Consider the following 21053-nt stretch of genomic DNA (forward strand, 5'->3'; position numbering starts at 1 on the left):
AGGGTCGCGTTTTCCCGGTGTCCTGCGGTAGAACATCGTACAGGCGTTCGATCGAAAATGCATTCGACGCTGGGAGGGGAGAGATGTCCGGTTCACCCCATGAACATGTCCCGATCCGCCTGACGCGCCGGGGCCGCGTGGTCGTGGTGACCGGCGCCGCCCTCCTCACCCTGCCCGCGCTCTGGCTCGCCCGGGGCCCCGGGGCCCTGGCGGGCGGGCATGAGGGCGGCGGGCCCTCCGGTCCGGGCGAGACGGTCGTCGTGGAGCCCGGAGAGACCCTCTGGGAGATCGCCACGGCCGCCGAGCCCCGCTCCGACCCGCGCATCGTCGTCCAGCGCATCATCGACCTCAACGGCCTCGGTGGCGACCCCACCGTCCAGCCGGGGCAGCGCATACGCCTCCCCGCGCGCTGACGCGCCCGCGGGGGAGGTGTACGCGCCGTCTCCCGGGGGCTCCTTCCGCCGCCCGGTACGTCCCTGGCGGTCATCCACGGGCCGGATGTGGCGTTCAGCCGTGATCGTCCTGGTCAGGGGCGCGATGCGGGCCCGCCGCGCGACACGCCCGGACCAAGATCCATCTGCTTCGCCGTGACCTGGGCGGACGTGGCGGATGTGACACGGGTCAACGTCCGGGACGCCCGACCGAGGTTGCGTACGCCTGCGCGTCCCCGTACGGTTGACCACAACATCTAGTAGTCACACCGATGTACTTCACCTATATATGGCATCGTTCAGAGGTGTGACGCGTTTTCGTCAGGGGAGGAACCAGACGTGCATTGCCCGTTCTGCCGCAACCCTGACACCAAAGTGATCGACAGCCGGTCCACCGATGACGGGGGCGCCATTCGGCGCCGCCGGGCGTGCTCGGAATGCGGCAAGCGATTCACGACGCAGGAGAATGTGCTCGTCATGGTGGCCAAGCGCAGCGGGGTCACCGAGCCGTTCTCCCGGGAAAAGATCATCGCCGGGGTGCGCAGGGCCTGCCAGGGCCGCCCGGTCGACGAGGATGCGCTCGCGAAGCTGGGGCAGCGGGTCGAAGAGGCGATCAGATCGTCGGGATCCGCGGAAATCCCCTCGCACGAGGTCGGTCTCGCGATCCTGGGGCCGCTCAGCGAACTCGACGAGGTCGCCTATCTGCGATTCGCCTCGGTCTACCGGAGCTTCGAGTCGCTGGACGACTTCGCGAAAGAGATCGAATCACTGCGCAGGTCAGGCTCCTCGGGGGAGTCCGGTCCGCCCCGATAGGGGCGGGCCCGGCAGTACACAGCAGCACACACGTGAAAGCGCCACCGCGCCGGGCATGCCCCGCGCGGCGGCGGAGTTGTTCCTGAACAGGGCCCCGGCGGGTGGCCCGAGAGGGGGAAGGTCATGACGGAGACGGTGAGCGGCTCGGCGGCACGGCGCGGCAAGGGGGGCCGCAAAGGGCTGAAGGTCGAGCGCATTTTCACCACGCCCGGCGTGCATCCGTACGACGAGATGCGCTGGGAGCGTCGTGACGTCGTCATGACCAACTGGCGTGACGGCTCGGTGAACTTCGAGCAGCGCGGGGTGGAGTTCCCCGACTTCTGGTCCCTGAACGCCGTCAACATCGTCACGTCCAAGTACTTCCGCGGCGCGGTCGGGACGCCGCAACGCGAGTGGAGCCTCAAGCAGCTCGTCGACCGGGTCGTCCGGATGTACACCGAGACGGGACTGCGAGAGGGCTATTTCGCCTCCGAAGAGGACGCGGAGATCTTCGACCATGAACTGAAGTACGCGCTGGTCCACCAGCTGTTCAGCTTCAACTCCCCGGTCTGGTTCAACGTCGGCACCAAGTCCCCGCAGCAGGTCTCGGCGTGTTTCATCCTCTCGGTGGACGACACGATGGAGTCGATCCTCGACTGGTACAAGGAAGAGGGCGTCATCTTCAAGGGCGGCTCCGGCGCCGGCCTGAACCTCTCGCGCATCCGCTCCAGCAAGGAACTGCTGTCCTCGGGCGGCACCGCGAGCGGACCGGTGTCGTTCATGCGCGGCGCCGACGCGTCCGCCGGGACGATCAAGTCGGGCGGCGCCACCCGCCGGGCCGCGAAGATGGTCGTCCTGGACGTGGACCACCCCGACGTCGCCGAGTTCATCGAGACCAAGGCGCGCGAGGAGGACAAGATCCGCGCGCTGCGGGACGCCGGGTTCGACATGGACCTCGGCGGCAAGGACATCGGCAGCGTCCAGTACCAGAACGCCAACAACTCCGTCCGCGTCTCCGACGAGTTCATGCACGCCGTCGAGGCCGACGGCGACTTCGGGCTGCGCGCCCGGATGACCGGCGAGGTCGTCGAGACCGTCAAGGCCAAGGAGCTGTTCCGGCTCATGGCCAAGGCCGCGTGGGAGTGCGCCGACCCCGGCATCCAGTACGACGACACGATCAACGCCTGGCACACCAACCCCGAGACCGGCCGGATCACCGCGTCCAACCCGTGCTCGGAGTACATGAGCCTGGACAACTCCTCCTGCAACCTCGCCAGCATCAACCTGCTGAAGTTCCTCACCGACTCCGGGACGTTCGACGTCGCGCGGTTCGTCAAGCTCACCGAGCTGATCATCACCGCGATGGACGTCTCGATCACCTTCGCCGACTTCCCCACCGAGAAGATCGCCGAGACGACCCGCGACTACCGGCAGCTCGGCATCGGCTACGCCAACCTCGGTGCCCTCCTGATGGCGAGCGGCCACGCCTACGACTCCGAGGGCGGACGCTCGCTCGCCGCCGCGATCACCTCGCTGATGACGGGCGTCGCCTACCGCCGCTCCGCCGAGATCTCCGCCGTCGTCGGCCCGTACGCGGGCTACGCCCGCAACGCCGAGGGCCACAAGCGGGTCATGCGCAAGCACGCCGCCGCCAACGACGAGATCCGCACCCTCGACACCGTCGACAAGGCCGTCCACGCCGCCGCCACCAAGCAGTGGCAGGAGTGCCTGAAGCTCGGCGAGAAGCACGGCTACCGCAACGCCCAGGCGTCCCTGCTCGCGCCGACCGGCACCATCGGGCTGATGATGGACTGCGACACCACCGGCATCGAGCCCGACCTCGCGCTGGTGAAGTTCAAGAAGCTCGTCGGCGGCGGCTCCATGCAGATCGTCAACCAGACCGTGCCGCGCGCCCTCGACACGCTCGGCTACCAGCAGGAGCAGATCGAGGCGGTCGTCGAGTTCATCGGCGAGCACGGCCACGTCGTGGACGCCCCCGGCCTGCGCCCCGAGCACTACGAGGTGTTCGACTGCGCGATGGGCGAGCGCGCGATCAGCCCGATGGGGCACGTCCGGATGATGGCGGCCACCCAGCCGTTCCTGTCCGGCGCGATCTCCAAGACCGTCAACATGCCCGAGCAGGCCACCATCGAGGACATCGAGAAGGTGTACTTCGAGGGCTGGAAGCTCGGCCTGAAGGCCCTGGCGATCTACCGCGACAATTGCAAGGTGGGCCAGCCCCTCTCGGCGGCGGGCAAGAAGGAGGAGCCGAAGGCCGAGGCGCCGGTGGAGACCCGCCCCGTCCGCAGGCGGCTGCCCAAGCAGCGCCCCGCCACCGTCACCCGCTTCTCCGTCGCGGGCGCCGAGGGCTACATGACCGCCTCGTCCTACCCCGACGACGGCCTCGGCGAGGTCTTCCTCAAGCTCGGCAAGCAGGGCTCCACCCTCGCCGGCGTGATGGACGCCTTCTCCATGGCGATCTCCATCAGCCTCCAGTACGGCGTCCCGCTGGAGACCTGGGTGGAGAAGTTCACCAACATGCGGTTCGAGCCCGCCGGCATGACCGACGACCCCGACATCCGCATGGCCACCTCGGTGATGGACTACATCTTCCGCCGCCTCGCCCTCGACCACCTGCCCTACGACGAGCGCGCCGCCCTCGGCATCTTCACCGCCGACGAGCGCGCCATGCAGGCCAACGGCGAGGACCCGGGCGCCCAGCCCACCGAGGACGAGGTCGACCACGAGACCCTCGCCCAGTCGGCGGAGATCAGCAGGCCGGCCCCCGCCCCGTCCCGCGAGGCGCACTCCTCGATGGAGGTCATCGAGAGCCGCCAGGGCCGCACCGCCGACGCGCCGCTCTGCCTCACCTGCGGCACCAAGATGCGCCCCGCGGGCAGCTGCTACGTCTGCGAAGGCTGCGGCTCCACCAGCGGCTGCAGCTGAGCGGTGCTCCTGACGCCCCGGTCTTAGCCTGACGGCGAGGACCACGCTTGGACGGGCGTATCAGGCACAGGCCAGGAGGGGGCGGCGAGGCACTTTGCTTCGCCGCCCCCTCTCGGCGCGGATAACCCGAACAATCGAACAGAGTCAACGACGTCGCACGCGCCGCGAGGTCGGGGGAGAGCGCCGGCCATGGCCTCGGACGAGTACTACATCGTCAGCGCCGTCAAGATCCGGTTCGAGGACGGCGCCACGGTCCGCTCGGCCGCCCGCTCCGAACTCGCTCGGCTCAAGGAACGGCACGGGGACGACACCGAGCTCCAGCGGTTCTTCCTCGCCCCACCAGAATCCCCTGCCTCCGCCATGCACTCGCCATCACGCTTGAGTTCGCCGAGGCGACCGCTCTCGAAGAACTACGTGACGGACTTCGCCGGGTACTCGCCTCAGGCCCCCGGCGCAACCGTCCCAAACGGCTGGAACTCTAGGCAGTAGCGCGGCCGGCGCCCTGCCTCCGGTGGGCCCACAGACCGGCCCTCGCGCGGGGCCACCCCACGATCTCGCCTGCGAGTTCGACGGCCGGGCGCCGGACCGCCGGGTTCGTGCGCTGGGGAAAGGGCGGCCAGGGCCGGCAACGCCGCGACGCCCGCCTCGCATGTGCTCCCCTGGTACCAGAGCTGCGCCCATAGCCCGTTCGAGGCGTCCTCGGCTCCGGTCTCCGCCGCGTTGAGGAGGACCGGGATGCCCTGTGCGGGCCCGTGGACACCTAGCGAACACGGCCAATCGATCACCCCCGAGTTAGCACGACCGGGCCTGCCGGTCGGCGGGAGTGGCCTGCGGGCAGCTTTGTATGCAATGTATGCTTTGTATGCAATGGAGGTGGGGATGCAGGTCGACACGGTCTACCGGAGACTGCGGGGGCTGATCGTCGCGGGTGAGTACTCGCCCGGCGAGCGGCTCACGGAGGTGGCGGTGAGCGAGGCGCTCGCCGTGAGCCGGACGCCCGTCCGGGAGGCGCTGCGGCGTTTGGAGAGCGACGGCCTGGTCCTCGGCGCCGGACGCGGCGTCGTCGTGGAGGTCATGACGCCGGAGAGCCTGGACCACGCCTACGAGGTGCGGGCGGCGCTGGAGGCGCTCACCGCCGAGCTGGCCGCGGACCGGCGGCGGGCCGGGCGGATCGCCCCGGCGGCGCTGGCCGACCTGGAGCGGGACGCGGCGCACCTGGAAGAGGTGACCGCCGCGGGGGAGCTGGATCGCGCGATCGAGTTGAACCGCCGGTTCCATCGGGGGATCGCCGAGCTGGCGGGCAACCCGATCGCGCTGGAGAGCCTCGAACGGCTGTGGGATCGGATCATCGTCTCCACACGGGCGTCGCTCGTGCGTCCGGAGCGTCCGGAGACGGTCTCGGGTGAGCACCGGGAACTGCTGGGGGCGATCGCCGACGGCGACCGTGTCCGGGCGGGACGGATCGCCGGTGACCATGCACGTGCCACCAGGGCGACCCTGGAATAGCTGAGAAGGGCTGCGGGATGTCGAAGACCCACCACTACGAAGTGTCCGTGACCTGGACCGGAAACACCGGTGCGGGAACGAGCTCCTACCGCGCTTTCGAGCGAGCCCACGAGGTCGAAGTCGAAGGAAAGCCGTTGATCCCGGGGAGTTCCGACCCTGCTTTTCGGGGTGACCCGGCGCGGTGGAACCCCGAGGAACTGCTCGTCGCGTCGCTGTCGCAGTGCCACATGCTGTGGTTCCTGCATTTGTGCGCAATGGAGAAGGTCGTGGTCACCTCCTATGTAGACAAGCCCTACGGGACCATGGCCGAGACCCCGGACGGTGGGGGGCGGTTCGAGGAGGTCGTCCTGCGTCCCCGCGTGGGCTTGGCGGACTCCGAGAAGGCCGACCAGGTCGGCAGGCTGCACGGACGTGCCCACGAATTGTGCTTCATCGCGAACTCGGTGAACTTTCCCGTCCGGCATGAGCCGGTCATCGAGTAGGCGCTCCGCTTGTAACGATGGTTGATGGGGTGCGCGCTCGCGGCGTCGGGACGATTCGGCGCGGCGACGGTGTCCGGCTTGCTGAGATCCGCGGCATCGCGTTGGACTCCTGTTGCGGCTTTCACCACGGGACGGTCTCGCCGTGCCGGTCCAGGAATTGCAGGCCCGGGGCGCCCGCCTGCGCTTCGAGGACGTCGACCACGGCCGGGATGCTCTCCTGTGGAATGAGCGGCGCGTCGAACCCGCCGAGCCGGGTCTGGTTGTGGCCGGGGTCGATGAGCAGCTTGGTGTGGCCGTCGTCGGCATGGCGGGTGGCGTAACTGCGCATCAGTTGGTTGAGCGCGGCCTTGCTGGCCTTGTACAGCTCGTATCCGTCCTCGGTGTTCCGCGAGATGCTGCCCTGCTCGGAGGACATGACCGCGACGGTCCCGGCGGGGGCGACGAGGTCGCGGAGGGCTTCGAGCGTGCGCAGCGGGCCCAGCGCGTTGGTGACCATCACCTCGGTGAACATCTCGGTCGGCACCTCGTTGATCGGCAGGTCGCCCCGGTCGATCGCGGCGTTGACGAAGAGCAGGTCCAGCCGGTGGCCGTCCAGGCGGTCGCGCAGAGCGGTCACCTGCTCGGCGCTCGTCATCTCCAGCGACTCGACTTCGAGCATTCCGTTCCAGGCGTCGGCGCGGTCTTGCAGCTCGCCGCCGAGCCGGCGCGTCGTGGCGATGACCCGCCAGCCGCGCCGCGCGAGTTCATCGGCGAGGACGAGTCCAAGGCCCTGGGAGGCTCCGATGATGAGGGCTTGACGGTCGGACACGGGTCGCTCCTTCATGGTGGGAGCCCTTAGAGTAGACGCGACGTTGCGTCTAAACAAATCGGTGAAGCCGCTGGCGGTATGGTGTCTCGCATGCCCGCCACGAGCTCTCAGCCCCGCCGGCCGCGCTCCGGGAGCCGTCGCGACGAGGCCGCGCGCCTGGCCGTGCTCCACGCAGCGGACGATCTGCTCGTCGAGCGCGGCTTCGGCGCCCTGACCATCGAGGCGATCGCACGCCGCGCCGGTGTCGCCAAGCAGACGATCTACCGCTGGTGGCCCTCGAAGGTCGAGATCCTGCTCGACACGCTCATCGAGGACAGCGAGAAGCGCATCCCGGTCCCGGCCGAGCCGCCCACGCTGGAGAGCGTCCGCGGCTACCTGCGCGGCTTCGCGCGCTTCCTCACCCGCGACCCCGCCGGCAAGGTTCTGCTCGCGCTCATCGCCCAGGCGCAGCACGACCCCGACACGGCCAAGAGCTTCCACGCGCGCTACTTCGGGCCGCGCCGCGGCCACGAACGCGACATGATCGCGCGGGGGATCGACGCGGGGGAGTTCGCGCCGAGACTCGGCCCCGACGCCACGATGGACGCGCTCGTCGGCCCGATCGTGCACCGCGCGCTGACCGGTTCGAGCATCCCGCGCGACCTGGTGGACACCCTCGTCGAGGACCTGCTCACGCCCCGCTCAGACTGAACCCCAGCCCCGCCACCCCAAGGCCCACAAGCCGCTCGCCCCCCAAGCACACTCCCCACCCCGCGCTCTCCGGTCTATGTTCCCCACCCCGCGTTCCCTGGTCTATGTTCCCTGGTCCGCGTTCCCCGGCTCCGGTCCCCGGTCCGCGTTCCCCGGCTCCGGTCCCCGGTCCGCGTTCCCCGGCTCCGGTCCGCGTTCCCCGGCTCCGGTCCCCGGTCCGCGTTCCCCGGCTCCGGTCCCCGGTCCGCGTTCCCCGGTCCGATACCGGGCGCTGGTCGCCAGTCCGCGTTCCCGCTCCGTGGTCCCGGCCCGTGGTCCCGGCCCGTGGTCTCGGCCCGTGGTCTCGGCCCGTGGTCTCGGCCCGTGGTCTCGGCCCGTGGTCTCGGCCCGTGGTCTCGGCCCGTGGTCTCGGCCCGTGGTCTCGGCCCGTGGTCTCGGTCCGTGGTCTCGGTCCGTGGTCTCGGTCCGATCTCGGGTGCCGGTTTCAGTTAGCCAGGTGGTTTTCGCTCCTTTCAAGTCGGTCTTGGCGCCGGACGTTTGGCGCGCGCGATGGGGGGGTGCCTTCGCTCCTATCAGGTCGCTCTCGACGCGCGCGTGAGACTGGCAAGGCATCCGCTGGCTCGTTGTCTTTGCTCCTGGCAGGTCGCTCTCGCTGGCAGCATCCTCGGCAGCAAGCGGCTGCGCACCTGCCGCTTTGATCAGGTGGCGCCGCGCCGGGCGGTCCTGTCAACGTCGGCGTTGCGCTGGTCGCGTGGCTACGTGTCGCGGGGGTGGTCGGGGGCGAGCCAGTCGGTCGCGGACGTCACCTCCCGTGCGATGTCCGTCACCGGTCGCCCGTCGGTCGCCACGCGGACGGTCTGGGCGGAGACCTGGCGGTCCAGGAGCCGCGCCTTGCGGATGCCGCCCCGCAGTTCCTGCTCCAGCTCCGAGCCGATCTCCCGGCCCAGCAGGCGCTCGCGGGCCGTGTCGTCGGACGCGGTCAGCAGCACTCGTATGATCCGAGCACCGGGCCCGAGGGCGCGCTGGAACATGGGTGTCGTCTCGGGAAGGACGCTGAGGGTGTTGGTGTAGATCAGGCGGCGGTAGCCGCGCTCGGCGAAGTTCGCCCAGACCGCGGCCAGGTTGCTCTCGGTGATCTTCGCGCGATCGGGGTCTCCGTCCGGTGCCGGGTGCACCTGCCCCATGAAGTCGCCCTCGACGATCGCGTGGGGGACGGCCGCGGCACGCAGCAGGGCCGAGACCTCCCATCCCACCGTCGTCTTGCCGACACCCGCCCGGCCTCCGATGAGCAGTACCTCCGCATGATCCATCAGGGCAGCGTGGCAGTCGGGACGCGGCGCGCGCGAGCCGATTTCGGTCTGGGCGCTGATCGCCGGCTCGCCGGCCCGGCCAGGAGTGGGAGGGGTGTTCGGCCGGCCTGGCGGGTGCTGGGAGTTGGGGTGGTGTCGGGTGTGAGCCCGTGTTTTCGGGGTGTAGGGGGCCGTGTCGGTGTTCAGGGCCGGTCGAGGGGCCGTTTCGGGGGTGGGCGAGGGAACCGGGGGCGGTGCTGGGCGGGGGGCGGAATCGGTGGGGGAGTGGCGGGGTTTGAGGTGGTGTGATGCACGGTGAATACAAGGTGCCCGGCGGCAAGCTCGTGGTCGTCGATGTGGATGTCGTGGACGGGTTGCTGCGCGGCCCGCGGGTGAGCGGGGACTTCTTCCTTGAGCCGGACGAGGCGCTGGAGGCCGTCAACGTCGTTCTGGAGGGATTGCCCGCTGGGCTGGAGGCCAAGGAGATCGGCGCGCGGGTCCAGGGTGGGCTGCCCCCGGGGACGGTGATGCTGGGGATCACCGCCGAGGCCGTGGGGATCGCGGTTCGGCGGGCGGTCTCGCGGGCGTCGGACTGGCGCGACCACGAGTGGCGGCTGATCCATAACGAGCCGCAGGCGCCCGCGCTGCACATGGCGCTCGACCAGGTGCTCGCCGAGGAGGTCGGGGCCGGGCGCAGGCCGCCCACGCTGAGGGTGTGGGAGTGGGCGTCGCCGGCGGTGGTCATCGGGAGCTTCCAGTCGCTGCGCAACGAGGTCGACGGGGAGGCCGCGGAGCGGCACGGGGTGGAGGTCGTCCGCCGGATCAGCGGCGGAGGAGCGATGTTCATCGAGCCGGGCAACACGATCACCTATTCGCTGTACGCGCCGGAGACGCTGGTGGCGGGCATGTCGTTCGCCGAGAGCTATGCCTTCCTCGACGACTGGGTCTTGGGCGCCCTCGGTGAGATGGGGGTGCGGGCCTGGTACCAGCCGCTGAACGACATCACCTCGGATCAGGGCAAGATCGCTGGGGCGGCGCAGAAGCGGCTGGCCTCGGGGTCGGTGCTGCACCACGTGACGATGGCCTACGACATCGACGCCGGGAAGATGCTGCAGGTGCTGCGGATCGGCCGGGAGAAGCTGTCGGACAAGGGCATCGCGAGCGCGAAGAAGCGGGTCGACCCGCTGCGGCGGCAGACCGGGCTGCCCCGGGAGGAGATCATCGACCGGATGATCGGGCACTTCCGTGGCCGCTACGGGCTGCTGGACGACCGGCTCAGCGAGGACGAGCTGCGGCTGGCCGACAAGTACGTCGCCGACAAGTTCACCGCGCCGGAGTGGATCGGGCGGGTGCCGTGACCGCTCTCCGCGTGCCGGTCTCGGCCGACTCGCGGACGGCGTCGAGCAGGCGGTGCATGCGTATGCCCTGGTGGAAGTCGGGTGTGTGGGCGGTTCCGGTGCGGATGTCGTCGGCGAGCCTGGCGTAGAACTGGGCCACGTTGACGATCTCCACGTCGCGGGCGGCCTCGGGCGCCCACAGGTAGCGGTCGGGGATCGGGAGGCGGGAGCCTCGGCCGTGCACGGCCAGCTCACCGATCTGGACGCCCTGGGCGGCGGCCGGGCCGCTGGACAGCACCGCCAGGTCGCCGTCGGTGCCCGCGATCTCGATGCGGGTGCGGGCGTCGCTGACCTTGCCGTCGTGCACGTGGACGACGGCCGTCGCCCCGCCGGCGAGGGTGGCGGTGACGGCGATCTGGTCGGGGGTGGTCGCCGTGACCGGCTCGCCGGTGCCCTGGACGGTGTACCCGGTGCGCTGCACCGCCAGCGAGGAGGAGAGCTCGGAGATCTCGCCCGCCAGGAACTCCAGGGCGTCGAGGGTGTGGCCGGCGCCCACCTCAAGGGTTCCCGCGGCGTTGACGGCGTCGAAGGTGTAGGCCCACCACGGCGGGACCTGGCCGGCGGCGCCCTTGCCGCGTGCCGAGTAGACGTTGACGGAGGTCACCCGTCCGACATAACCGTCGGCCACGAGGTCGCGCGCATAGCGGACGGCGGGGGAGAAGCGCGCCTGGAGCCCCACCGCGTGCCGGACCCCGGCGTCCTCCGCCAGCCGCGCGAGCTCCTCGGCCTCGGCGGTGGTGCGGGCCAGCGGCCACTCGCAGTACACGTGCTTGCCCGCCTCCAGCGCCGCCCGCACGAGTTCGTCGTGCGCGGGGACCTTCACGGTGACGATGACCAGGTCGACCTCGGGGTGGGCCGCCAGTTCCCGCGCGTCGGTGAACGCGTGCGGGACGTCGAACCGGCGGGCGGCCTCCCGCGCGCTGTCGCTGCGGCTGGTGCCGACGGCGGTGATCTCGTAGCCGGGCAGGGCGCGCAGCGCGGGGATGTGCGCCCGTGCCGCCCACCCCCGGTCGGGGCTCGCGCCGATGATGCCCACGCGGATGTTCTGGCTGGTCATTCGAGGTCCCCCCTGGCGATCTAAACGGACAGTTCTGGTCCGCTTTCGTCGACGGTAGCCCAAGCGGACTCAGCTTGTCCACTTAAAACGGAGTGTAAGTGTCCGCTTATCGGTAGAATGGGGCCATGACCTCGACTTCCAGCGCCGTCGACCGGCTGCTCGACGACGGCTCGGGCCGCCGGCCGCGCGCCGACGCCCGGCGCAACGTGGAGCGGCTCGTCCGGGCGGCCAGGGAGGCGGCCGCCGAGGTCGGCGGCGAGGTCACCGCGCACGAGATCGCCCGCCGCGCCGGGGTCGGCGTGGGGACGTTCTACCGCCGGGTGAGCACCCTGGAGCTGCTGCTCGAAGCGGTTCTCGCCGAGATGGTGGAAGAGATCGTCGCCAGGGGCGACGAGGGCCTCGCCGACCCCGATCCCTGGGCGGGCTTCGCCGGGTTCGCCGGGGACTACATCCGCCTCCGCAACGAGCTGTGCGACATCAACGAGGCGGCCGGCGGATCCCTCGACCACGCCCGCTCCGAACTGCGCGACCGCATCCGCCTGCTGGTCGAGCGGGCGCAGGGCGCCGGGGCCATGCGCGCCGACGTCACCTGGAAGGACGTCGCCTTCCTGCTGGTGTCGGTCTCCACGACGGCGCACACGCTGGGCCTCCGCGCGGGCCACCGGCAGTGGGACCGCAACCTCCAGGTCGTGCTGGACGGGCTCCGCTCGCCTGAGCCCGCGCCGCTCCCAGGCGCTCCTCCCGAGGACGCGAACGCGACCGCCAAGCGCGTATAGACGGGCGCGCGGGGGGCGGCGGCCCAGGTGGGCGGAACTCCGCGGCGGTGTCGTCCGTCCTCCCCTCGTGGCAGGTCGCGGGGCCGAGCGACTGCCTCTAGGTTGGTCACGTCGGCTGATGATGAGGAGCGTTCATGTCCATGCAGAAGGGCGCCAACACCGCGGTGCCGGTTCCCTCGGTCCGGGTCGAGCTCGGCTGGCAGGGTGGCCCGGGCGTGCCGGACGCGGACGCGTCCGCGCTCCTGCTCGCGGGCACGGGACGGGTGCGCTCGGACGACGACTTCGTCTTCTACAACCAGCCCGCGCACGGTTCGGGCGCCGTCCGGCATGAGGGCAAGCAGCAGGGCCCGACCGTCCTGGACGTCCTGTCGGTCGAGCTCGCGCGGGTGGAACCCGACATCGAGAAGATCGTGATCGCGGCCTCCTCGGACGGCGGCACCTTCGGCCAGTTCCAGGGCCTGTACGTGCGCGTGGTGGACGCGGCGGCCGGCACGGAGGTCGCCCGGTTCGACAGCGAGGGCGCGACCACGGAGACCGCCTTCGTCCTCGGCGAGCTCTACCGGCGCCAGGGGGCGTGGAAGTTCCGCGCCATCGGCCAGGGGTACGACTCGGGCCTCGGGGGGCTGGCGACCGACTTCGGCATCTCGGTCGACGAGCCGGGGCAGGGGGCCGTGCCGCCTCCGGCGGCCCCGGCGCAGCCGACCCCTCAGCAGCAGCCGTCGCCCCCTCAGCCGCAGACGCCGCCGCCTCCGCCGGGCGGCCAGTACATGCCGCCTCCTCCCGGACAGGGCCAGTACGCGCCTCCGCCGCCCCCGCCCGGCGGCCAGTACAGCCCGCCTCCGCCCGGGCAGTTCGCCCCGCCCCCTCCCGGCCAGTACTCGCCGCCTCCCCCCGGGCAGTACGCGCCCCCTCCTCCGGAGCAGTACGCGCCGCCCCAGCCCGGGCAGTACGCGCCGCCGCCTCCCGCGCCCGCGTACGGCCAGCAGCCGCAGGGCGCGCCGCCGCAGCCGCAGCCGCAGGGCGGCAAGATCTCCCTCACCAAGAACTCGCCGTCGGTCTCGCTCACCAAGCACGGCGCGACCTCCGGGCACATGCGCGTCAACCTGAACTGGACCGCGCGGGAGGGCGTCGCCAAGGGACGGCTGGGCAAGCGCCGCCGCGGCGTCGACCTCGACCTGGACCTGTGCTGCCTGTGGGAGCTGACGGACGGCCGGAAGGGCATCATCCACGCGCTCGGCGACATGGGCGCGCTCGACCGCCCGCCGTTCATCAAGCTCGACAAGGACGACCGCACGGGCGCGGTGGCGTCGGGGGAGAACCTCACCATCAACCTCGACTTCACCACGAAGTTCAAGCGGATCCTGGTGTTCGCCGAGATCTACGACGGGGCGGACGACTTCCGCGGTCTGGACGCGGTGGCCACGCTGTATCCGGTGGGGTCGCCTCCCATCGAGATGCAGATGAACGACTGCACCGACGCCTCGCGTGACGCGGTGCTCGCGCTCATCGAGAACGTGGGCGGCGAGCTGGTCGTGCGGCGTGAGGGCCGCTACGTCCTGCCGCCTCCGGGGCGTCCGCGCTGGGGGAAGATGACGGTCGACCAGGCATACGGCTGGAACCTCGACTGGGTCGCCTCGCGCGGCAAGGACTGAGGGTTCGCCCCGCCCGTGCCGCGGCGGCCCCGGAACGTTGGCTGGTCTTGCCTGTTGTCCGGGGCCGGAGGCGCGCGGTAGGAACTGTCCCATGAGCACTCAGTGGCAGTACCCGGTCGTGCCGGCGCCCCATTTCGACGTGCCGGGCGAGCAGGCGGTCCAGCGGGCGCAGGCGTTCGCGGACTCGATGACGTTGCGCCGCACCGTGCGCGACTTCTCCCGCCGCCCGGTGCCGCCGGACGTCATCGACCACGCGATCCGGGCGGCGGCGACCGCGCCGAGCGGCGCGAACCTGCAGCCGTGGCGGTTCGTGGTGGTGACCGACCCCGAACGCAAGAGGCGCCTGCGGGAGGCCGCCGAGCAGGAGGAGCGCGAGTTCTACGAGCGGCGGGCCTCGCAGGAGTGGCTGGAGGCCCTGGCGCCGCTGGGCACCGACTGGCGCAAGCCGTTCCTGGAGGACGCGCCCGCGGTCATCATCGTCTTCGAGGTGCACAAGGGCCCGGAGACGCCGCGTCCCTACTACGTGAAGGAGTCCGTGGGGATCGCCGTGGGGTTCCTCCTGGCGGGGCTCCACCAGGCGGGCCTGGCAACGTTGACCCACACGCCCAGCCCCATGCGCTTCCTGAACGAGGTCTGCGACCGGCCGCAGGAGGAGCGCGCATACGTCGTCATCCCCGTCGGCTATCCGGCGGACGACGCGATGGTCCCCGACATCACCCGGAAGCCGATCGACGAGGTCATCGTCCGGCTGTGACGCCGCCCAGGGGCGTCAGGAGGAGGTGACCGAGTCGGCCAGCCTCTTGTCGCGGGACACCCGGACCAGCGCGGCCGTGAGGTGCGCCAGGTCCTTGGCCGGCACCTGCGCGGCGAGCTTGTCCGGGGCGCTGGGCAGGCCGACCCGTTCGGCGCCCTTCCTGACCTGGGAGTCGACGTAGGGGCGGAGCCACGGCCACATGGCCTGGGCCTCCCGGCAGAAGATGTCGACGCCGGTGGGGCCGATGCCGGGGAACTCCCGAAGGAGTTCGGCGGCCTTTCCCGGGTCGTGGTCCGCCTCGGCGGCGAGCCTGCGCAGATCGCCCCGGTACTTGTCCTGGACCATCCGCGCGACCTCGCCGAGGCGGGTCGCGGTGCTCTCGTCGTAGCGGACGTAGTGGCCCCGGCCCAGCGCGTCGACCCGCTGCTGCCAGGTCAGCCCGCTCATGCCGCGCGGCGTCCCGCCGCCCGCGTCGAACAGCTCCCGCGCGGCGGCCATGGCGACCCCCGAGGAGATGCGTGCGCTCAGCAGGTCGGCGAGGACCAGCAGCTTGAACAGCGCGGCGGGCTGGTCCTTCAGCGGGACGCCGACCTCCTCGGCGAACGTCGTGCCGGACTCCCGCAGCAACTTCCTGGTGACGGTGTTCATGGCGTGTACCTCCCGTTGGCGCCGCCCTACCCGGCCAGGCGGAGGTGACTCATGGACGGCCGAGAACGACGTCACAAGGCGCCGGCGCCTCACAGGAGGCTGAGTTGGCCTTCCCCTGCGAGCGGGTCGCGGTGCTTCTTCAGGTGGCGCCAGCGCGGTAGGTCGTCCAGGTAGGACCACGACATCCTGTGGTGCGGGGTGGGGCCGTACTCCTCCAACCCCTTCTGATGGACGGGGGACGGGTAGCCGGCGCTCTCCGCGAAGCCGTATCCGGGGAACTCCTCGTCCAGGACGGTCATGAGCCCGTCCCGGTGGACCTTCGCCAGGACGGAGGCGGCCGCGACCGTCACCGACCGCTGGTCGGCCTTGATCTCGCACCGCACGCGCCAGGGGCGGCGGAGGAAGTCGTGCTTGCCGTCCAGGATCACGATGTCGGGCGGGACGGGCAGCGCTTCCAGCGCGCGCACCGCCGCGCGGCGGAGGGCTTCCGTCATGCCGACCTCGTCGATCTCCTCCGGGCCGGACGCGCCCAAGGCGTGCGCGTCCAGCCACCCCGGGAGCAGTTCGGCGAACGACTCGCGGTGCGCCTCGGTGAGGAGCTTGGAGTCGGTGAGGCCGATGGTCCGCTCGCCCCGCCCCCGCAGGACGGGGGGCGGGCTCAGGTCGGTGACGGCGGCGCACACGACGACGGGCCCGGCCCAGGCGCCGCGGCCGACCTCGTCGACGCCGGCGATCCGGAGGGGGCGGCCCCCGTCCGCGAGCGCGGCCCGCAGCTCGTGCTCGATCTCGTATCCGGCGACGCGCGGCGTCCGCGGACGTGCGACGGGCGCGGCGGCGGAGGTCAGACCGGGCAGGGAACCGGTCGGGTCGGTCAAGGGGTCCCCCTCGGGAAGTGGACGCGCAGGCGGTCCCCAGGCGCGGTCATAGCCAACCATTGTGGCGGGCCGTGCCGACGGCCTCGATGCGGTTGCGCGCGTTCGTCTTCCCGATGGCGGCGGACAGGTAGTTGCGGACGGTGCTCTCCGACAGGTGCAGGCGCGCCGCGATGTCGGCCACGGTCGATCCGTCCGCGGCGGCGGTGAGGACGTCCCGCTCGCGCCCGGTCAGCGGGTTCGGCCCCACGGACAGGGCGGTCGTGGCCAGGACGGGGTCGACGACCTGCTCCCCGGCGAGTATCCGGCGCAGGGCCGCGACGAGGCCCTCGATGGGACCGTCCTTGACGAGGAAACCGCTCACACCCGCTTCCATGGCACGGCGCAGATAGCCCGGACGCCCGAACGTGGTGACGATGAGGACCTTGCATGCGGGAAGCTCCCGGCGCAGGTCGGCGGCCACGTCCAGTCCGCTGCGGCCGGGCAGCTCGATGTCGAGCACCGCCGCGTCGGGCCGGGTCCGCAACGCCTCGGGCAGGGCGTCGGTGCCGTTCCCCACCTGCGCGACGACCTCGATGTCCTCTTCCAGGCCCAGCAGGAGGGCGAGCGCGCTCCGCATCATGCCCTGGTCCTCGGCGAGCAGAACTCTGATCACGTGCCACCTCCCGGCCCCATTCTCCCCGGCACGGTTATAGAGACGACGCGAAAAAGCGGCGTTCTCATAGGGACGGGGTCACAGGGACGGTGACGGCCAGCAGGAAACCGCCGCCCGGTGCCGGACCGGCCTCGACCGTGCCGTCCGCCACCGCCATCCGCTCGGTGAGCCCGCGTAGGCCGTGCCCGCCACGCACACCGTAGGCGCCGTACTCCGAACCGTTGACGTCAGGCACGGCACCACCCGGGCCCACGCCGTCGTCCTTCAGCTCAAGGACCACGCGCTCACCGTCGTTCCGGACGGAGATCTCGCAACGGCGGGCGCCGCTGTGCCGGATGACGTTGGTGACGCCCTCCCGCACCGCCCAGCCCAGCAGGGCGTCGGGCCCGGCCGGAAGGGGAGGGCCGTCGCGGAGCACGGTCGCGTCCACGCCCGCGTCGCACAGCGCCGTGCGGGCGGCGTCGAGTTCGTCCGCCAGGCCGCGCCCGCGATAGCCGCTGACCGCCTGGCGCACCTCGCCCAGCGCCCGCCGCCCCACGGTCTCGATGTCGGTGGCCTGCTCGGCGGCGAGCACGGGATCGCGGTCCGCGACGAGCCGGATGGCCTGCGCCTTGACGACCATGAGCGAGAGCGTGTGCCCCAGCAGGTCGTGGAGGTCCCGGGAGAAGCGGAGCCGCTCCTGCGTCACGGCGGCCTCGGCTAGCTCCTCGCGCGCGTCGCGGAGCAGCGTGATGGCGCTGAAGAGCCGGAGGATGACGGCCGTCACCAGCCCCGCCGTGATCGTCCCGTAGGAGTTGCCGAGGATGCTCGTGCCGTCCTCGCCGCCCACCCACCCGGCCAGGCCGCAGACGGCCGAGACGCCGCCGATGCCCAGCAGCATCGACGCCTCCGGGCCCCGCGCCTGCCTGGAGGCGTGGCCCACGACGACGCCGGTGGCGAGGCCCAGCAGCGGGAAGAGCGAGTACCAGCCGCCCTTGAACCCGACCGCGACGACGGACGTGAGCCCCGTCTGGGCGACGACCAGGCTGATGGGGATCCGCATGGGCACACGCCCGTCGAACGCGGTCAGGACGATGGCCACGTGCACGGCGGCCACCGCGGCGAGGGCGACGCACGCCAGCCACAGCGGTTCGGCGTGGCCGCCGGCCATGTCCCAGAGAGGCCACACAAGCAGGATCATCCAGAAAATGAACGTTCGCCTACCGGGGCCCTTCCGCTCCACCTTCTCCAGATCCAGGTCGGGGAGTCGCGGGGTCGGCGGTCCCTTCCAAAAGCTCACCTACCGCCCTCCTTCGCCACGGGGAACACCGTATGCGGGCCGGTGGTGTCCTCCTGACCGGGGCGAACATCGGCGGAGGGCCGTGACGGAGCAGGGAGCGGGCGTCGACCGGAGCGCGCCGAGCGTCACGATCCGTTCGCCGTCCGCATCGCCTCGTAGCCTCCGGTCACGTTCATGGACACGGCACTCCCGCGTTCCGTCACCGCCCGGCTTTTACCGTGACGACGGTAGGGAATGAGCCCGTTCCTTCTACAGAGCCGTACATCCGCTTGTGGACAGTACAAATGTCCCGGTGCCATGCGAGGTGCGCCCATGAACCGGCACGGGCTCCTCCCGTCCTCTGCCAAGGAACCGCGTGTGGGGAGTCCCGTTCTGGCACGTCCTGCGCTTTACTCGGCTTTGATGGCTTTGTTCGGCAGGTCACGCTCCCGACCGGCGAAGGGCGCCCGGGCACGGGATCTATTCGAGCGCCTGCGGGTGCGCTACTTCCAGGTCACCCCGGGGCTGCGTTTCCTGGGCGGGGTGCTGCTCGTCGCCCTGGTGCTCTCGGCCGTGGTCTTCCTGGACGGACCGGTCCTGGGCGCCGCCGCCTTCGCGGTCATCCTGCTCGTCGTCGTCCACCTGACCCTGCGCTCACCCAGTGGCATGGCCACCATCGCGGTGATGACGACATGGCTGGCGCTGTCGATTCCGCTGGGCGGGCTCTACCCGGACGACGGACGCCCGCCCTATCTGAACCCCGCCCTGCTCTTGGCCGTGCTCGCCCTGCCGGTGGCGTTCGCCGCGTTCCGTCTCCGCGGCTACACGCCCTGGCGGACCGTGGCGCTCGCCCTGGCCGCGGCAGGGGTCGTCACCGCCGCCGTCGTGCATCCGCTCCCGGCCGCCAACGTGGCCCCGGGCTGGGCCGCCGCCCTGGCCGTCCTGTTCTACCGGTGGGACCAGGCGCGGCGCGCGGTGCCCGCGGAGGCGTACGAGACGGGCTGGGTCCAGGAGCAGTCCAACTCCAAGGGGGAGAGCGTGCCGGGGCCGTCCAAGAACCCGCCGGGACCGGACAAGCGTGACCGGCGCGGAGGGGGACCGGGATCGAGCGACAGGTCGGGCAGCGCGCCGCCCGGGGACGAAGCCGCGCCGGTGGGAATGCCGCCCGCACCGTCCGCCCAGGAGCAGCGTGCCGCCGCGCAGGCGGACGACGCGGCGCCCGTGCCGGAACAGGCGGCCTCCCCGGAGGGGCGTGCCGAGGAGGCGCCGTCCCTGTCGGTGGCCGAGGCGCTGGAGGAACTCGAAGGCATGATCGGCCTCGAACCGGTCAAGCGCCAGGTGCGCTCCATAGCCGCGTCCATAGAGGCCGCGCATATGCGCGCCGCCGCCGGGGTGCCCACGGAGAAGCCCATGCGGCATTTCGTGTTCGTCGGGCCGCCGGGCACCGGCAAGACCACCGTCGCGCGCGTCCTGGCCAAGATCTTCTACGCGTTCGGGCTGCTGCCCGAGCCGGCCGTGGTGGAGGCGCAGCGGGCGGACCTGGTCGGTGAGTTCCTGGGCGCCACCGCCCTCAAGACCAACCGGCTCGTCGACTCGGCGCTCGGCGGGCTGCTGTTCATCGACGAGGCGTACGGCCTGGTGAACTCCGCCGAGGGCCAGCCCGACCGGTTCGGCGACGAGGCGGTGCAGACGCTGCTCAAGCGCGCCGAGGACGACCGCGACAACCTCGTCATCATCCTCGCCGGATACGACGCGCAGATGGAGGAGTTCCTGTCCTCCAACCCCGGGCTCGCGTCCCGGTTCGGTACGCGCGTGCGCTTCCCGTCGTACCGCCCCGCCGAGCTCCTGCGCATGGCCGACTACCACACCGGCCTCCGCGAGGACCGGCTGGACGGGGAGGCCCGGCGCCGCCTCGCGGTCCGGTTCGAGGAGGTCGAGCGGCGCGGGATCATCGACGAGCTGGGCAACGGGCGCTTCGTCCGGTCGCTCACCGAGGCGGCGGCCCGCGCGCGGGACGTGCGGGTCGTCGAGTCCGTCTCGTCCTCGGGCGAGCCGGCCAGGCCCAGCGCCGAGGACCTGGTCACGCTGCGCGCCGAGGACGTCGAGGCCGCCTACGCGGAGGTGACCGAGAGGTACCGGGGCTACGCCGAGACCCCGACGCTGGACGAGGCGCTGGCGTCCCTGGAGGCGATGATCGGCCTGGAGCCGGTGAAGCGGCAGGTCCGCGAGATCGCCGCGCAGCTCCAGGTCGCCCGGATGCGGCAGGAGCAGGGGCTCGTCACCCGCCCGCCGACCAGGCATTTCGTGTTCGCCGGGCCGCCGGGCACCGGCAAGACCACGGTCGCGCGGGTGCTCGGCCGGATCTTCGCCGCCGCCGGGCTGCTGGCCCGTCCGGAGGTCGTCGAGGCCCAGCGCGCCGACCTCGTCGGCGAGCACCTCGGCGCGACCGCGCTGAAGACGAACAAGGTGGTCGACTCCGCGCTCGGCGGCGTCCTGTTCGTGGACGAGGCGTACGCGCTGACCAACGCGGGCTACTCGGGCGGCGACGCGTTCGGCGCGGAGGCGGTGCAGACGCTGCTCAAGCGCGCGGAGGACGACCGCGACCGGCTCGTGGTCGTGCTCGCCGGATACGAGGCCGACATGGAGCGCTTCCTCTCGTCCAACCCCGGGCTGGCCTCCCGTTTCGACGTGCGCGTGGACTTCCCCTCCTACGGCCCTGACGAACTCCTCCGCATCGCGCAGCTCATCGCGGAGCAGGGCGGCGACCAATGGGAGGAGCAGGCGCTGGACGACCTCGCCCTGGTGTTCCAGCGCGCATGCGGGACGGGCCGGATCGACGAACTCGGCAACGGACGCTTCGCCCGGTCCATGTACGAGAAGGCGTGCGCGTGCCGTGCCCTGCGCGCGGCCGAGCTCGGCTCCGCCGCGACAACCGCGGACCTCACGCTGCTCACCACCGACGACGTCCGGGACGCCTTCGCCGACCTCGCGCACCGCCTCGTCTGACCTGGACCACCACGGCGGGCCACCCGGCGATCCG

Annotated in this window: 19 protein-coding genes; 12 read left to right on the top strand and 7 right to left on the bottom strand. The window is 71.5% G+C overall.

Features of this window, described 5'->3' with window-relative positions:
• The first annotated feature begins 83 nt into the window (after positions 1–83).
• The 6 genes from KLI87_RS22905 to KLI87_RS22930 all read left to right on the top strand — a co-directional run bounded on the left by KLI87_RS22905 (position 84) and on the right by KLI87_RS22930 (position 6157).
• Complete coding sequence (locus KLI87_RS22905; RefSeq protein ID WP_156214889.1) at positions 84–413, top strand: LysM domain-containing protein; 330 nt, start codon at positions 84–86, stop codon at positions 411–413.
• A 357-nt stretch (positions 414–770) separates the two neighbouring features.
• A complete protein-coding gene (gene nrdR / locus KLI87_RS22910; protein ID WP_214618644.1) occupies positions 771–1244 on the top strand; it encodes a transcriptional regulator NrdR in 474 nt (157 codons plus the stop codon).
• A 123-nt stretch (positions 1245–1367) separates the two neighbouring features.
• Positions 1368–4169: a vitamin B12-dependent ribonucleotide reductase gene (locus tag KLI87_RS22915; RefSeq protein WP_214618645.1), complete on the top strand. Its 2802-nt coding sequence runs from the start codon at positions 1368–1370 to the stop codon at positions 4167–4169.
• Between the two features lie 189 nt (positions 4170–4358).
• The gene (locus tag KLI87_RS22920; protein ID WP_214618646.1) at positions 4359–4658 is read left to right on the top strand and encodes a hypothetical protein; all 300 of its coding nucleotides are present in this window, start codon (positions 4359–4361) and stop codon (positions 4656–4658) included.
• A 390-nt stretch (positions 4659–5048) separates the two neighbouring features.
• A complete protein-coding gene (locus KLI87_RS22925; RefSeq protein WP_156214892.1) occupies positions 5049–5675 on the top strand; it encodes a GntR family transcriptional regulator in 627 nt (208 codons plus the stop codon).
• A gap of 17 nt (positions 5676–5692) precedes the next feature.
• Positions 5693–6157 (top strand): OsmC family protein, encoded by a 465-nt coding sequence (locus KLI87_RS22930; protein ID WP_214618647.1) that lies wholly within the window; start codon positions 5693–5695, stop codon positions 6155–6157.
• Positions 6158–6278: 121 nt separating this feature from the next.
• On the opposite strand, the gene KLI87_RS22935 is transcribed toward KLI87_RS22930, so the two are convergent.
• Positions 6279–6965 (bottom strand): SDR family NAD(P)-dependent oxidoreductase, encoded by a 687-nt coding sequence (locus tag KLI87_RS22935; RefSeq protein ID WP_214618648.1) that lies wholly within the window; start codon positions 6963–6965, stop codon positions 6279–6281.
• A gap of 90 nt (positions 6966–7055) precedes the next feature.
• Here KLI87_RS22935 and KLI87_RS22940 point away from each other — a divergent pair, with 90 nt between their 5' ends.
• Complete coding sequence (locus KLI87_RS22940) at positions 7056–7655, top strand: TetR/AcrR family transcriptional regulator (protein WP_156214895.1); 600 nt, start codon at positions 7056–7058, stop codon at positions 7653–7655.
• A 755-nt stretch (positions 7656–8410) separates the two neighbouring features.
• Here the strand turns inward: KLI87_RS22940 and KLI87_RS22945 are convergent.
• Complete coding sequence (locus KLI87_RS22945; protein ID WP_214618650.1) at positions 8411–8965, bottom strand: hypothetical protein; 555 nt, start codon at positions 8963–8965, stop codon at positions 8411–8413.
• Positions 8966–9252: 287 nt separating this feature from the next.
• On the opposite strand from KLI87_RS22945, the gene KLI87_RS22950 reads away from it, so the two are divergent.
• Entirely contained in the window at positions 9253–10302 is a 1050-nt protein-coding gene (locus KLI87_RS22950) for a biotin/lipoate A/B protein ligase family protein (RefSeq protein ID WP_214618651.1), read from the top strand.
• Here KLI87_RS22950 and KLI87_RS22955 read toward each other — a convergent pair.
• A complete protein-coding gene (locus tag KLI87_RS22955; protein ID WP_214618652.1) occupies positions 10268–11398 on the bottom strand; it encodes a Gfo/Idh/MocA family protein in 1131 nt (376 codons plus the stop codon). The genes KLI87_RS22950 and KLI87_RS22955 overlap by 35 nt on opposite strands.
• Positions 11399–11523: 125 nt before the next feature.
• Here KLI87_RS22955 and KLI87_RS22960 point away from each other — a divergent pair, with 125 nt between their 5' ends.
• From KLI87_RS22960 to KLI87_RS22970, 3 genes are all read left to right on the top strand, one after another.
• Positions 11524–12174 (top strand): TetR/AcrR family transcriptional regulator, encoded by a 651-nt coding sequence (locus tag KLI87_RS22960; protein ID WP_156214899.1) that lies wholly within the window; start codon positions 11524–11526, stop codon positions 12172–12174.
• Between the two features lie 134 nt (positions 12175–12308).
• Complete coding sequence (locus tag KLI87_RS40270; RefSeq protein WP_250904177.1) at positions 12309–13826, top strand: TerD family protein; 1518 nt, start codon at positions 12309–12311, stop codon at positions 13824–13826.
• A 91-nt stretch (positions 13827–13917) separates the two neighbouring features.
• Positions 13918–14580: a nitroreductase family protein gene (locus KLI87_RS22970; protein ID WP_156214900.1), complete on the top strand. Its 663-nt coding sequence runs from the start codon at positions 13918–13920 to the stop codon at positions 14578–14580.
• Positions 14581–14595: 15 nt separating this feature from the next.
• On the opposite strand, the gene KLI87_RS22975 is transcribed toward KLI87_RS22970, so the two are convergent.
• The 4 genes from KLI87_RS22975 to KLI87_RS22990 form a co-directional block, all read right to left on the bottom strand.
• Positions 14596–15228 carry an endonuclease gene (locus KLI87_RS22975; RefSeq protein ID WP_156214901.1) on the bottom strand — a complete coding sequence of 211 codons (633 nt, stop codon included), beginning with the start codon at positions 15226–15228 and terminating at the stop codon, positions 14596–14598.
• Between the two features lie 89 nt (positions 15229–15317).
• Positions 15318–16073: a ribonuclease HII gene (locus tag KLI87_RS22980; protein ID WP_246249468.1), complete on the bottom strand. Its 756-nt coding sequence runs from the start codon at positions 16071–16073 to the stop codon at positions 15318–15320.
• Between the two features lie 76 nt (positions 16074–16149).
• On the bottom strand, positions 16150–16755 hold the full coding sequence (locus KLI87_RS22985) for a response regulator (protein WP_214618654.1): 606 nt from the start codon (positions 16753–16755) through the stop codon (positions 16150–16152).
• Positions 16756–16819: 64 nt separating this feature from the next.
• On the bottom strand, positions 16820–17935 hold the full coding sequence (locus KLI87_RS22990) for a sensor histidine kinase (RefSeq protein WP_156214903.1): 1116 nt from the start codon (positions 17933–17935) through the stop codon (positions 16820–16822).
• A 576-nt stretch (positions 17936–18511) separates the two neighbouring features.
• On the opposite strand from KLI87_RS22990, the gene KLI87_RS22995 reads away from it, so the two are divergent.
• On the top strand, positions 18512–21019 hold the full coding sequence (locus KLI87_RS22995; protein ID WP_374225470.1) for an AAA family ATPase: 2508 nt from the start codon (positions 18512–18514) through the stop codon (positions 21017–21019).
• Positions 21020–21053: the final 34 nt, after the last annotated feature.

Source organism: Actinomadura sp. NEAU-AAG7 (genome assembly GCF_018603865.1).
GTDB classification, from domain to species: Bacteria; Actinomycetota; Actinomycetes; order Streptosporangiales; family Streptosporangiaceae; genus Spirillospora; species Spirillospora litoris.

Coding starts and splice junctions, on each gene's coding strand:
- KLI87_RS22905 (WP_156214889.1), top strand. CDS start 84: ATGTCCGGTTCACCCCATGAACATGTCCCGATCCGCCTGACGCGCCGG.
- KLI87_RS22915 (WP_214618645.1), top strand. CDS start 1,368: ATGACGGAGACGGTGAGCGGCTCGGCGGCACGGCGCGGCAAGGGGGGC.
- KLI87_RS22920 (WP_214618646.1), top strand. CDS start 4,359: ATGGCCTCGGACGAGTACTACATCGTCAGCGCCGTCAAGATCCGGTTC.
- KLI87_RS22925 (WP_156214892.1), top strand. CDS start 5,049: ATGCAGGTCGACACGGTCTACCGGAGACTGCGGGGGCTGATCGTCGCG.
- KLI87_RS22930 (WP_214618647.1), top strand. CDS start 5,693: ATGTCGAAGACCCACCACTACGAAGTGTCCGTGACCTGGACCGGAAAC.
- KLI87_RS22940 (WP_156214895.1), top strand. CDS start 7,056: ATGCCCGCCACGAGCTCTCAGCCCCGCCGGCCGCGCTCCGGGAGCCGT.
- KLI87_RS22945 (WP_214618650.1), bottom strand. CDS start 8,965: ATGGATCATGCGGAGGTACTGCTCATCGGAGGCCGGGCGGGTGTCGGC.
- KLI87_RS22950 (WP_214618651.1), top strand. CDS start 9,253: ATGCACGGTGAATACAAGGTGCCCGGCGGCAAGCTCGTGGTCGTCGAT.
- KLI87_RS22955 (WP_214618652.1), bottom strand. CDS start 11,398: ATGACCAGCCAGAACATCCGCGTGGGCATCATCGGCGCGAGCCCCGAC.
- KLI87_RS22960 (WP_156214899.1), top strand. CDS start 11,524: ATGACCTCGACTTCCAGCGCCGTCGACCGGCTGCTCGACGACGGCTCG.
- KLI87_RS40270 (WP_250904177.1), top strand. CDS start 12,309: ATGTCCATGCAGAAGGGCGCCAACACCGCGGTGCCGGTTCCCTCGGTC.
- KLI87_RS22970 (WP_156214900.1), top strand. CDS start 13,918: ATGAGCACTCAGTGGCAGTACCCGGTCGTGCCGGCGCCCCATTTCGAC.
- KLI87_RS22975 (WP_156214901.1), bottom strand. CDS start 15,228: ATGAACACCGTCACCAGGAAGTTGCTGCGGGAGTCCGGCACGACGTTC.
- KLI87_RS22990 (WP_156214903.1), bottom strand. CDS start 17,935: ATGATCCTGCTTGTGTGGCCTCTCTGGGACATGGCCGGCGGCCACGCC.